Below are 13579 nucleotides of genomic sequence, written 5' to 3' on the forward strand. Positions count from 1 at the left end.
CATGAAGTCGCTGATTTTGCCAAAGTATGTTATCGTGTCTGCTTTGCTTGCTATGACAGCGGCAGTGATGGGGTTGTGGTTGTTGCAGGTGATTTTTTCGTATCTTGGCGAGCTTGAGAATCTTAGCGATACCTATACACTGATGGACGCTTTGCGGTTTATTTTGTATCGTTCGCCAGATTTTTTGGTGCAATTTATCCCAACAGGAGTGCTGCTCGGTGCGGTTGTTGGCTTGGGGCTGCTTGCCAATAATAGCGAGCTTGTCATCATGCGGGCGGCTGGCATTAGTATGTATCGCATCATCGGCTGGGTGATGTTGCCTGCCTTTATTTTTGTTTTGTTGGCACTTGTGGTCAATCAGTTTGTGCTGCCCATCACCAATCAACAAGCCGCCGCCATCAAAAATGACGCAATTTATAGCAAAATTATCTCCATCAATGGCTATTGGTCGGTGGTTAATGAAGGCAATCGCCAAGATGTCGTCTATATCAGCTATGCTGACAGCGAGGGTAGGCTTGGTGAGGTCAAGCGGTATCAGCTCGATGATGGCAATCTGGTGGGGGCATTGCGTGCCAATGAGGGTATCTATCAACAAAATACACCTGCCACAGACCAAGCCGATGGCGTAGCGACGCGTTATGTTTGGCAATTGTCTGGCGTTGATGAGGTGGCAATCAACAACAATCGTGTTGAAAAAACGCACGCCGATACGCAGACGCTAACTTTGCCAATTGCACCGACTGATGTGCATTTATTGACCAAAGAACCTGAGGATTTGTCGCTAAGCGATTTGTATGCCCATCGGCAACTGATGAAATATCAAGGTACTCGCTCTGTGCGTCATGAGCTGGCGTTTTGGCAAAAGCTATTTTCGCCATTTGCGGTACTGTCTTTGGTGTTGGTGGCATCATCATTTGTATTTGGTTCGTTACGCTCACAGGGCTTGGGCTTGCGTATTGTGCTGGCATTGCTGACAGGTTTGCTGTTTAGTTATTTGACGGATTTGGCAGGCTTTGTGGCGTTGGCAGCAGGGTTGTCGCCATTATTGATGGCGTTATTGCCAATTTTATTGTCGGCAGCAGTCGGTGTGTATTTATTAAACAAAAAGCATTAAACTCTGACTTGCCAGATGAGCCAAATCTTGCATATTTGCTTATTTTTATACAACTGGGATCGTTTAAATAATCACATTGCTTGGTTGATACGAGCAGCTCAAATGCAATAAACCAATCCAAGCCTGCCATCATCAGCCACACCGCCGCCATGCTTGATTTGGCAATAATTGCCAAAACGGTTTTATTAACGCTCCTTTATTATCAAAAATCCTGTGGTTTTGTAGGTCAAATAATGTGTTGGCATAAGTTAATTTGCCAAACAACGCAACATTGACAAGACAGCGATAATCAAACGCCAGCCGTATGATTTTTAGTCCAGATGGTGGTTTGCTGGCGTGGCTGTGCCGCCATTGTCAAATATATTATTCAATTAATATTTAATAAAGCTAACAAAAGCCAAATGGCACTTATGCTTGGCGGCTAACTAAGTTTGAGTCGCTTGGCGGTCGCGATGCAGTTTTGGTAGCGTTTATCAACACGGGTAGCAAACCAGTTGGTGTCAAAATCTCGGCTTAATTTTGGGCCGCTGATGACAACTTGGGGCATGATGGCATAGGTGCTTTTGCGTCCTGTTTGTTTGTCAAATAGCTCACTGACCGTGCGGTAGGTAACGGTATTTTCAAAGCCTTGTGTTTTTTCTTTTTTAAAGTCGCTGCGGATTTGGCGTTCGCTGACGGGCTTGGTGGCTGTTGCAAGCAGTTTGATGGTCGCTATCTCGGTGGCGGATTTTTTGTTCAGTGGCGTGCCATCGTTATACAGCAACAAATCACCATCGATGGCAAGCGTCTGACCTGTCAAGGTTGCCACACGCTGCTGAAAAGCGGCATTGCGACTAGAATACATACCAGAATTATAATCAGCAAAGCGATACAGGGGCTTGTCGTAATTGGCAGGATAGGTCAGCAGCCGATGAATGCCATAATACAGACCGCCATATTGGCTATAAAGGTCGGCACGCAAATCACGATCGCTCATGCTGGCACGGCGATGGCTGCGTGCATAGTCAATATGCACCTGCATCGAACCTAGCGTGGTAACTGGGTTGATGCGTTCGTCCAGCCCTTGACCTGACAGGCGAGTGATATTCGTCAAAGGGGCGACCTTATAGGTCTGGGTAAAATAATCAAAAATCTGACGATAAAGCTCATCAAGCTGTTTTTCGGTTTTGACTGCTTGGATTTGTTTGATAAAGCTATTTGCAGGGCTTGGGCGAGTCTCCAGCATGGTGCGAAATACCCCAGCTAAATTTTTGCCAAGTTTGTCCTCAAGTTTCTCATCAATGGCTTTTAGGGCGGCATTGCCCAAGTTGGGCACGGCAGGGTCGGCAGCAAAATTGGATTCTTGGTCGATGACAGCGATGGCAGTGCAGATGTTTTGGGCATCTTTTTTGATGGATAAAGTATCAAAAATATCAGCCATGTCAGCAGCCCAGCTTTTGGCATTTTTTACGCGTGCAGGTATGAGCTTGGCGATTTGTGCATCGCTTAGAGCTTTTTCGTCGCCTGTGATGGTTTGTTTGACCACATCACAGCCTGTCAGTGCCAGCACCGCCAGTGCCAAAAAACCAAAATATAACCCATGTCTCATGTGTGTATCCGTGTTATTGATAAAGCCAATAGCCATTGGTGGGATTGTGTGGGTGCAAACAAGGCATTTAACCACTGCTTGATTATACTAATCATCAGCATAGGCGTGGTCAAGTGGTGCGTACAAAAATCTTACCAAGGGCAATATTGTATCAATTTTTTGGTAAGTATTTTGCTGTCAGGTCAAAAATACCAGATGGCCGAAGTGGCAATCAGCCCATGGGCAAACTCTTGTCAATCGGCGTGCAGTCGCATCAGACCCTCTTGCTGTGTGGTGGCGACAAGTTTGCCCGCTTGCCAAAACTGCCCATGATTTAGCCCCTTGGCGTGGCTGGTGGTGTCGCTCCACATTTCGTATAACAAAAATTCACGAATATCAAAGGGGCGATGAAAGTGCATCGAATGGTCAATGCTTGCCAACTGCAAGCCACGCGACATCAGCGATAACCCATGGCTCATCAGGGCTGTGCCGACCAAATAATAATCCGAAACAAATGCAAGCAGTGCCTGATGGATAGCAACAGGTTGTTCGCCAATATCACTAATTCGCAGCCAGTTGGCTTGACGAGGTGTGGTGGGTGCTGGCGAGATGGGGTCTTGGGGGTGGACGGGGCGTATCTCAACATGGCGAGGACGCATAAAGCGAGCCTGTAGCGATTCTGGAATTTTGTGCAGATAATCAGCCTTGAGCTGCTGCTCGGTCTTTAGGCTGTCGGCGGCTGGGTATTGGGGCATGGCAGGCTGATAATCCAGCCCGCCCTCCATCGGCGAAAACGAAGCAATCATGGAGAATATCACTTGTGGCTTGGTTTCGGCAGACTTGTCATCGGCATGAGTTGGCACATATTGCACGGCGGTAATCTCTCGTGCTGACAGGCTGCGACCATCACGCAGACGACGCACTTGATAAACCACAGGCAGCTGAATATCGCCACCACGCAAAAAATACCCATGCAGGCTGTGGCAGGGTTTGTCAATTTCAAGCGTTTGGGCTGCCGCCATCAAAGCCTGTGCCAGCACCTGACCGCCAAAAACACGCGGCCCAACATAATCAAAACTTGGTGCCTGAAAAGTATCAGTGGCAATCTTGTCAAGCGTCAGCGTATCTATCAGCTGTGCCACATCGGCAGTCATGCTCTTAGGTGGTGTTTGGTAGCGGTCAAAAGAGGTTTTCATAAATTCCCCAATGTACAAAAACAGATATTGTGGCGTGTTTTTATGCCAAAAGGTGAAAATTATAACATTTTTTGTCAAATTTTCAGTCAAAAAAAGTCAAAGAATGGTAGAATAATCAGTCAAATTATTATCGTTTATTGATTATGCTAAAACTTCCAACTTGGCTAACAAAAGACAAACCGAGCGACACTCACCCAGCTGGCACAGAACACAGCCGCACGCCCAGCCCATATCGCCGTGCTTCGGCAAAGGGCTTGTCGCTTGCTGTCAAGCCTACTTTGCTTGGTGAGGTGCCTGTGCTTGACCCAGCTGTACCCACCTTTTATGTGATTCGTGCGTATTCTCGTTCCAACAGTCTATTAGTCGGTATGCAAACCGATGAGTTGGGGCTGCCGTCAGCATTGGCACAAGTTAAGGCTGCTGGTATCCACGAAACTTCGGCGATGATTTTTTTAAAAGACCGCAGAGCCGATGGGGCGACACAGAGCGTGCCACGACTGGAGCGACTGATTGCAGCGTGTCTTGACAATCCAGAGCTGAAGGTGCAACTGGTGCCTGTAACGATTCTGTGGGGGAGGGCTCCTGACAAAGAAGAGTCGCTGTTTCGGCTGCTGATGGCAGATGAATGGGAATCGCCATCAAAAATCAAGCAGCTGTTTAATATCGGTGTGATGGGTCGAGATACTTTTGTGCGGTTTTCTGAGCCAAAGGACTTACAATCGCTTATTAACGATGCCAAAGCTGGCGTGGGCGAGAATTTGGCTGCCACCATTGCCATGCGTCTGATGGGCTATTTGGACAAACAACGCACCAGCATTGTCGGCCCTGATTTGTCCGACAAACGCAATGTCGCAGGGGCGATACTCTCATCGCCTGTGGTGGTTGACGCCATCAAAAATCATGCCAATCAGACTGGCAAATCCATCGCTGCAGCCAAGGCAGAGGCTCAAGGGTACTTGGGTGAGATTACCAGTAATTATTCGCATTCGGTGGTGCGGTTTTTTGATCATTTTTTGACTTGGTTGTGGACGCGGCTGTACGATGGTGTTGAGGTGCGACATTTTGAGCGGGTACGCACACTGGCTCCAGATTATCAGATAGTGTATGTGCCTTGTCATCGCAGCCATATTGATTATCTACTGTTGTCTTATGTGATTTATAAACGAGGATTAAGAATCCCTCATGTGGCGGCAGGCGAGAATTTAAATATCCCAATTTTGGGCGATTTGCTAAGAAGTGGCGGTGCGTTTTTTATGCGGCGTAGTTTTAAGGGCAATGCGTTATACAGCACCGTTTTTAAGGAATATGTGCATAGCCTGATGCAGCGACAAGCACCGATTGAGTATTTTATTGAGGGTGGTCGTTCGCGTTCGGGCAGACTGCTGCCGCCCAAATTGGGTATGCTGGCGATGACGGTCAATAGCTATTTGCGTAAGCCTGCCAAACCTGTGGTATTTATCCCGACTTATATCAGTTATGAACGCATCATGGAGGGGGCGACTTATGTTGGCGAGCTAAAAGGCAAGCCCAAAGAAAGCGAGAATCTGCTGGGTCTGTTAAAGACAGCACGCAAGATTGAGCGGATTTTTGGCACGGTGCATTTGGCATTTGGCGAGCCGCTTTATTTGACCGATTTTATGGCAAAATTTGATGTCAATGCCCAATCAACTGATGAGCAAAATACCAAAAACACGCACGCCATGGTACAGAATTTGGGCGTGAAAATCATGCAAAATATTAACAAGGCAGCGGTAGTCAGCCCTGTATCGCTGCTGGCGTTGGCACTTTTGTCCGCACCCAATGCTGCACTTGATGAGACCTTGTGCCTTGAGCAGATTCGCCTGTATCAACGCATTGCACAGGCACTGCCTTATGATGCTGACACCTATGTTACCGACATGACACCGCGGCAAATTGTTGATTATGGCATTAAATTAAAGCTCATCGAACGCCGAGCACATATTTTGGGCGATATGATTCGTGTGGCGGATAAACAAGCACCGCTATTGAGCTATTTTAGAAATAATATTTTGCATGTGTTTATCATTGCCAGTTTTTTGGCGGCGTTGGTGCAGCGAAATGGCCGCATCCATCGTGATAGACTAGATGGTATTACTGAGCTGCTGTATCCATTTTTGCAGGCGGAATTGTTCCTAAAAACCGCCCTGCGTAATATCAATCACCAAGTGCAACAGGTGCTAAATCTGCTGATTGAGCAGGGCGTGGTTGTGGATTTGGGCGATGGCGTGGTTGGTAGTGCCGAGGGTAATTCGGAGGCGTATCAGCGACTGGTGGTATTGGCAAGCCCAGCTCAGCAAAGCCTTGAGAGGTATTTTATGGCATTGACTTTGCTTGCCAAACAAGGCACAAATCGCCTAAGTAGTGAGCAGGTGGTCAATCTGTGCTATGTGGTCGGTCAGCGTATCTCAGTGCTGCACGCCGATGATTTGCCAGATATGTTTGACAAGGCGTTATTTACAAGTTTCCTAGACACGCTGGTGCGAGTGGGTTATGTCAGCGTTGATGACAAAACAGGACTGTTAAATTTTGACAATCGCATTGATCGTGTTGCCGAATTTGCCAAATTTGTACTGCACCCTGATGTGATGCAGCTGCTTAGCCATACAGCAAGCCTTGACCATAACGAGATGGTGCTGGCGATGGAGAGCATGGACAAAAAACGCAAATTTGGGCGAGCGTCATAATTTCTGCCTTGAAATAATTATCATAATGAGCAAAGTAACTATTGGGTGATTGATATGCAAAAACCACTGCAACCAACTTATGCCATCATTCCTACCGCAGGTTTTGGCACGCGTATGTTGCCATTATCAAAGGCGGTGCCAAAAGAAATGCTGCCGCTTGGCGACAAACCTGCCATTCATTATGTCGTGCTTGAGGCAATCAGGGCGGGTATCAAAAATATCGTTTTGGTAAACCATGCCCAAAAAAGTGCCATCGAAAATTATTTTGACATTAACAGCGAGCTGGACAGGCAGCTAAGAGACAAGGGCAAAGGCGAGCTTGCAGACAGTATCAATTGCTTGCCTGATGATGTACAGATTATCAGTGTGCGACAAGGCAAGCCACTGGGGCTGGGTCATGCAGTTTTGCAAGGGCAGGCGGTGGTTGGTAACAACCCTTTTGCGGTATTGTTGCCTGATGTGGTGCTTGATCCATTTACCACTGATTTTGCTGTGGATAATTTGGCATTCATGCTCAAGCGGTTCGCTGATACAGGACGCAGCCAGATTTTGGTTGATGCAGTGGCGGACAGTCAGGTGCATAAATATGGCATTGCACGGCTTGATGACAAACAAACCATCAAAAAGACCAACATCAATCAGTGCTTTGATGTTAAAGGTTTTGTTGAAAAACCAGCACTTGAGCTGGCACCATCAAATCTGGCGGTGGTGGGGCGTTATGTCTTTGATGCCGAATTGTTTGCTTATTTGGCAAAAACCGCCCCAAGTGTCGGCGGTGAGATTCAGCTGACCGATGCCATTGATGCTTTGATTGGCACGCAGGGCATGGAGGTGGTTACGCTAAAAGGCGAGAGCTTTGATGCTGGAGATATGACAACCTATGTGCAGGCATTTGCTTATTTTGCCAAGCATCTTGGTGCAACCATCTAGCAATATAAGGAACAATCATGACGCAGTCAGCTTGGCAGGATTTGACACGGTTGGCAAAAACACAGGCAACCTTGAGCCTAAAACAACGGTTTGACAAAGATGACAATCGTGGGGTGCGATTGGCAGCCAGTGCTTGTGATATTTATATGGATTATAGCAAGCAAGCGGTGGATGATGAGGTGATGGATAAGCTGTTTTTGCTTGCTGATGAGTTTGGTTTGGCAGATAAAATCCATGCTCTAATCACAGGACAAAAAGTCAATGACACCGAGCATCGCCCTGCCTTGCACACGGCATTGCGTCTGCCCAAGGGCGAGGTTTTGATGGTTGATGGCATTGATGTCAATGCACAAGTGCATGAAAGCCTAGATAAGGTTGCCAAGCTGACAGCACGCATTCGCAGTGGCATTTGGCGAGGGTTTTCTGGCGAGGCAATCACCGATGTGGTCAATATTGGCGTGGGTGGCTCTGATTTGGGACCATTGATGGCGACCACAGCATTGGCAGAGTGGTCAGATACTGACATTCGCGTGCATTTTGTGTCAAATATGGACGGCACGCAGCTGGACAATTTGCTAAAAATCCTAAACCCTCAAAGTACCTTGTTTATTATTTCCTCAAAATCTTTTGGCACGATTGATACTTTGTCAAATGCCAAAACGGCATTGTCGTGGTTACTTACTGCCCATGACAATCCAGCCACTGTGTTACGCCGCCATTTTATCGGCATTTCCACCCGTTTTGATAAGATGAGCCAGTGGGGCATTCACCCTGATAATCAGCTGCTGTTGTGGGATTGGGTTGGTGGCAGATTTAGTATGTGGTCGGCAATTGGCTTGGCAATCGCCATTAAAATTGGCATGGCAGGTTTTCGGGAATTGCTCGCTGGGGCAAACCAGATGGACAGGCATTTTGCCACAGCGGATTTTCGTAAAAATCTTCCTGTCTTGCTTGGGCTGATTGGGGTGTGGAATGCGACTTTTTTGGGGATTAACGCCCACTCGGTGCTGCCTTATGATGGGCGATTGTCGTTTTTTCCCAATTATCTGACCCAGCTTGAGATGGAATCAAACGGCAAGTCAGTCAAGCGTTCGGGCGAGCAAGTGGCATACAATACCTGCCCAATTTTGTGGGGTGATATTGGCTCAAATGCCCAGCACGCCTTTTATCAGCTGCTGCACCAAGGCACGCAGCGTGTGTCTTGTGATTTTATTGCACCGATTCGCCGTTATAATGATGCACAGGTGTCCAATGCCTCGCTGGCAGACCAGCACAGATTATCACTTGCCAACTGCCTTGCCCAGTCGCAGGTTCTGGCGTTTGGCAACGAAGCCTTGCCACAGTCAATGCAACAAGGGCAGGATAATTTTGCCAAGTTTAAGCAGTATCGTGGCAACCAGCCGTCCACCACTTTGTTGCTAGAAGACTTAAGCCCCAAGACTTTGGGGGCGTTGATTGCTTTGTATGAGCATAAGGTATATGTGATGAGTGTCATGTGGCAGATTAACCCCTTTGATCAGTGGGGGGTGGAAGTCGGCAAGGTGATGGCAAACAGTGTCTATGAGGCTCTGCAACAAGCAGGCAAGGTTGAGAGTTTTGATGGTTCAACCAATGCGTTGCTGGCTCGGATTAAGCAAGGATAGAGATATGCAAATTCACGAACGCATTTTTGTCATGGGTCATCAGCATGAGGCGATTAATGCTTGCTTGTATTTGGCAAGTTTGGGCAAGCAGGTGCAGCTGTGGGCAACGCAGGACGCCATCAACGATACGCTGGAGCATTATCAGTTTGATACCCAAATGCTGACGCTGTGGTCGCTGTATTGCAGCGAACAAAAAATCCAGCTTGCCACCATACCACTTGAGCAGTATTTGTTGGCAAGTTGTGATGGCTTATTGTGGGTGTTTTTTGAGGATATGGCAGCACAGATGCAGGATATTTGGCAGTTTTTGCAGCAGCATACCAGCGTGCATAGCCAGATTATCCTAAGTGGTGCCGCACCGATTGGCACGGTGGCGGATAAGGCATGGCAAATCAAATCGGCATGGGTCTACTATCTGCCCATTAGCTTTATGAAAGATGGGGCGAATTTTAATGCTTTTTATCAAGCGGATTTGTTGATGATTGGCGAAAAGACCCCGCACAGCGTGCAGGCTTGTGATGTGCTGATGCGTCTAAAAGGCGGTGCATTGTGCTGCAAGATTGCCGACATTAAAACGGTGGAGTTTGCCAGAAGTAGCATGATGGCAATGCTGGCGGTGCGTGTTTCGTTCATGAATGAGATGGCACGACTGGCAGATAAGCAGTCGGTGGATATTAAGGCGGTTCAGGCAATTATTGGGCAGGACAGTCGCATTGGCTCGGCATATTTGTCGGCGGGCTGGGGTTTTGGTGGTAAAAGTTTGCCAAAAGAGTTGCAGCTCTTGGCTGGCGACTTTGCACACCATCAGGTAAAAACCGCCCTAATCAGTGCTGTCAGCGAGATTAACGAAGACCAAAAAGAGCTGATTTTTCGCAAATTTTGGCAGTATTTTGATGGGTTTATTGAACAAAAAACTGTCGTGATTTGGGGGGCTGGTTATCGCAGTGGTGCGTCTCGTGCCACCAATTCGGCAATTCACCCCTTATTAAAACTGCTGTGGTCATACGGCATTAAGACACGATTATTCACCCAGCATACGGCGTTTGAGATGATGTCGTTGTATGGTGATGAGCCACTACTTGAGATGGTTGATGATGCGTATACACCGCTTAAGGAGGCTGATGCGTTGTTTATCGTCAATTGGTCGCTGCTTGTACCACCTGATGTGCATCGGTTAAATGCACTTCATGTGCCAATCTTTGATGCCAAGAATATCTTTGATGAACACTTGCTAAAACAGCTTACTGTGCCATATTTTGGCATAGGGTGCAACAGGTGAGCAATGACTGATAATTAAGCCTTGTGGCAGTGCCATGTACCAAAACTGTGCCAAAATTGCATTATCATGGCTATGCGAAGTCTATGGCGTAATTTAATATAACAGCAAGCAATCTAAGGCTACTTGCTGTTTTTGGGTGGTTATTCTACGGTTACGCTTTTTGCCAGATTGCGTGGTTTATCAACATCTGTGCCACGCACCAGTGCCACATGGTATGACAATAGCTGCACGGCGATGGTATGCACGATTGGCGACAAAATCCCAATATGCCGCGGGGTGCGAATCACATGAATGCCATCGCTTGCGGTAAAATCACTGTCCAAATCAGACAGGACGAACAGCTCACCGCCACGAGCACTCACCTCTTGCATATTTGCTTTGACCTTGTCTAGCAGTCCGTCATTTGGTGAAATGACAACCACGGGCATATTTTCATCAACCAAAGCCAGTGGCCCATGCTTTAGTTCACCTGCTGGGTAGGCTTCGGCATGGATATAGGTCAGCTCTTTGAGTTTTAACGCACCTTCTAGGGCGATGGGGTAGTGAATGCCACGACCCAAAAATAACGCACTGGGCTTGTTGGCAAAACTTTGTGCCCAAGTTGCCAGTTGCGGCTCAAGATTCAGTGCGTGCTGAATGCTGCCGGGTAGCAGACGCAAGTCTTCGGCATAGCCATCGGCACGCTCATCATCAACCTGACCACGCACAATGCCAAGCGTTACCGCCAGCCCAAACAACACCACCAGTTGCGTGGTGAATGCCTTGGTTGAGGCGACACCAATCTCGGCACCTGCACGGGTAAAAATCGCCAGCGTGCTGTTGCGTGGTAGGGCGGATTCCATGACATTGCAGATGGATAGGCTGTATTGATGCCCCTGTGTCATGGCGTATTTTAAGGCTTCCATCGTATCAAGTGTCTCGCCTGACTGGCTGATGGTGATGATGAGCTCTTTTGGGTCGGCGATGACTTCACGGTAGCGATATTCGCTGGCAATCTCAACATCGCAGCGGATTTTGGCAATGCTTTCTAGCCAATATTTGCCCGTCAAGGCAGCATAGTATGAAGTGCCACAGGCCAAAATTTTAATGCTGTTGATTTCGGCAAAAATCTGTGCTGCTTGCTCGCCAAAATTCTCGGCAATAAAACCACCGTCCAAAAAAATCTCGGCAGTGTCAGAGACAGCACGGGGCTGCTCGTTGATTTCTTTTTGCATAAAATGACTGTAGGGCCCAAGCTCCAGCGATGCCAATGACAACTCGGAGGTTCTGATGCTGCGGTTGGCATCATTGCCGTCTTTGTCGAGTAATTTTTGGATACCATCAGCGTGCAGTAAGGCAATGTCGCCATCTTCTAAATAGGTAACACGGCGAGTAAAGGCAATCACAGCAGAGACATCAGAAGCGATGAATACCTCATCTTCGCCAAAGGCAATCAGCAGTGGGCAGCCCATGCGAGCAACCACCATTTGGTTGGGCTTGTCATTGGCAATGACTGCGATGGCATACGCACCCTGAAAGCGAGAGCAAGCAGTCTGCACCGCACGGTACAAGTCGCCACCGTTGTGCGTGTATTCATAATGCACACTGTGGGCGATGACCTCAGTATCTGTTTGTGATTCAAATTCATAGCCCAGTGCTTCTAGGCGAGCCTTTTCTGCTTCAAAATTTTCAATGATGCCGTTATGCACCACCGAAATCAGCCCAGCGGAAATGTGTGGGTGGGCATTGGGTTCGGTAACGCCACCGTGAGTTGCCCAGCGAGTATGACCGATGCCTGTCAGCCCATAGATTTCTTTATTTTTGGCGGCTTCTTCCATCAGTGCAACGCGTCCCACACGGCGTACACGGCGAATGCCTGTTTCGGTCTGTACTGCGATGCCAGACGAATCATAGCCACGATATTCTAAGCGTTTTAATCCATCTGTCAAAAAATCCACCACATTATGATGGCTACGAATAGCACCAACGATACCGCACATAGTCTTGTTCCTTAGTATCAAAATTATCAATCTGCCAGCAGCAATCTGCTGTTAAATGCCAACTTTGCCCCAAATCGTTGGGCAAGGGCAATTTATTATACCACAAGCAATCTGGGCAGACGATGGCGAATCGGTATTTGTAAAATTTCTTTTTGTCCCCATATAGTAAGGAAGTTTGTAATAGAGAAAAATCATGACAACCACTACCCAAGATTATCAAGCAAGCAGCGATTATCGCCAGCGGTTTTTTATTGAAAATTCAGCCGTGCGTGGCGACATTGTACAGCTTGACAAGGCTTACCAAACCGTCATCGCCCAAAAAAACTACCCAGCAGCACTCAAGGCACTGCTAGGCGAGATGCTGGTATCTGCAAGCCTATTAATCAGCACCTTAAAGATTGATGGCAAACTTTCTGTACAATTACAAAGCACCGATGAAAAGGCACGACTCACTTGGGCGATGGCAGAGTGCGACCATACGGGGGCAGTGCGTGCATTGGCAGGGTTTGATGACACAGGCGACAATGCGTCTTTGTGGCGGTCGCTTGATGGCAGTGATGAGGCGTTTGCTCAACTGGGGGCAGGCGTGTTATTTATCAGCATTCACCCCGACAAGGGCGAAGCCTATCAAGGGATTGTTGAGCGAATCAGCGACAGTTTGGCGGAGTGCTTGGCACATTATCAAAAGCAGTCAGCACAGATTCCAACTTTGATTAAACTTGCTACCTCGGACACAACGGCTGCTGGCGTTTTGGTGCAATTATTGCCACAGACGCAAGCCGACAAAGAAGCCGACCCTGATTTGTGGAATCGCTTGACGGCACTGACTGACACCTTAAAACCTGAAGAAATTACCGATTTGCCAGCGGCAGAAATCCTGTATCGTTTGTATCATGAGGAGCAAGTGGTGCTGCCAGAGGCGACACTGCTGCATTTTGCTTGTACTTGCTCGGTGCAAAAAAGCGAAGGGGCAATCATACAACTGGGGCTCGATGAAGCCAAGCAGGTGGTGGCAGCTCATGATGGCGTGCTGGTGCTTGATTGTGGCTTTTGCGGTCAGCAGTATCGCTTTGATGAAGCTGCGGTTGAGCGATTGTTCGCCGATGAATGATGCGTTGTTTTTTACCAAAACCACCGATTGTATAATGGGTGGTTTTTAATTTTTT

General features: G+C 47.7%; 9 protein-coding genes. 6 read left to right on the forward strand and 3 right to left on the reverse strand.

The window, feature by feature from the left end; genetic code table 11:
• The first annotated feature begins 1 nt into the window (after position 1).
• Positions 2-1114: an LPS export ABC transporter permease LptG gene (lptG, locus tag BW928_RS07225; protein ID WP_076555570.1), complete on the forward strand. Its 1113-nt coding sequence runs from the start codon at positions 2-4 to the stop codon at positions 1112-1114.
• 421 nt (positions 1115-1535) lie between these two features.
• On the opposite strand, the gene BW928_RS07230 is transcribed toward lptG, so the two are convergent.
• Both BW928_RS07230 and BW928_RS07235 read right to left on the reverse strand, forming a co-directional pair.
• Positions 1536-2702 carry a DUF1615 domain-containing protein gene (locus BW928_RS07230; protein ID WP_076555597.1) on the reverse strand — a complete coding sequence of 389 codons (1167 nt, stop codon included), beginning with the start codon at positions 2700-2702 and terminating at the stop codon, positions 1536-1538.
• Between the two features lie 233 nt (positions 2703-2935).
• Positions 2936-3877 carry an acyl-CoA thioesterase gene (locus BW928_RS07235; RefSeq protein ID WP_076555571.1) on the reverse strand — a complete coding sequence of 314 codons (942 nt, stop codon included), beginning with the start codon at positions 3875-3877 and terminating at the stop codon, positions 2936-2938.
• A gap of 143 nt (positions 3878-4020) precedes the next feature.
• On the opposite strand from BW928_RS07235, the gene plsB reads away from it, so the two are divergent.
• The 4 genes from plsB to BW928_RS07255 are packed head-to-tail and all read left to right on the forward strand — an operon-like array spanning position 4021 to position 10434.
• Complete coding sequence (plsB, locus tag BW928_RS07240) at positions 4021-6582, forward strand: glycerol-3-phosphate 1-O-acyltransferase PlsB (protein WP_076555572.1); 2562 nt, start codon at positions 4021-4023, stop codon at positions 6580-6582.
• Between the two features lie 54 nt (positions 6583-6636).
• The gene (locus BW928_RS07245; RefSeq protein WP_076555573.1) at positions 6637-7512 is read left to right on the forward strand and encodes a UTP--glucose-1-phosphate uridylyltransferase; all 876 of its coding nucleotides are present in this window, start codon (positions 6637-6639) and stop codon (positions 7510-7512) included.
• Between the two features lie 17 nt (positions 7513-7529).
• A complete protein-coding gene (pgi, locus tag BW928_RS07250; protein WP_076555574.1) occupies positions 7530-9155 on the forward strand; it encodes a glucose-6-phosphate isomerase in 1626 nt (541 codons plus the stop codon).
• Positions 9156-9159: 4 nt separating this feature from the next.
• Positions 9160-10434, forward strand: a complete 1275-nt coding sequence (locus tag BW928_RS07255) for a UDP-glucose 6-dehydrogenase (protein ID WP_227516572.1) — start codon at positions 9160-9162, stop codon at positions 10432-10434.
• A 140-nt stretch (positions 10435-10574) separates the two neighbouring features.
• Here the strand turns inward: BW928_RS07255 and glmS are convergent, their stop codons facing one another.
• Positions 10575-12413 carry a glutamine--fructose-6-phosphate transaminase (isomerizing) gene (glmS, locus tag BW928_RS07260; protein ID WP_076555575.1) on the reverse strand — a complete coding sequence of 613 codons (1839 nt, stop codon included), beginning with the start codon at positions 12411-12413 and terminating at the stop codon, positions 10575-10577.
• 193 nt (positions 12414-12606) lie between these two features.
• On the opposite strand from glmS, the gene hslO reads away from it, so the two are divergent.
• Positions 12607-13524: an Hsp33 family molecular chaperone HslO gene (gene hslO, locus BW928_RS07265; RefSeq protein WP_076555576.1), complete on the forward strand. Its 918-nt coding sequence runs from the start codon at positions 12607-12609 to the stop codon at positions 13522-13524.
• Positions 13525-13579 lie beyond the last annotated feature (55 nt).

Origin of the sequence: Moraxella cuniculi DSM 21768 (genome assembly GCF_900156515.1) — a bacterium.
In the GTDB taxonomy this organism is placed as follows: Bacteria; Pseudomonadota; Gammaproteobacteria; order Pseudomonadales; family Moraxellaceae; genus Moraxella; species Moraxella cuniculi.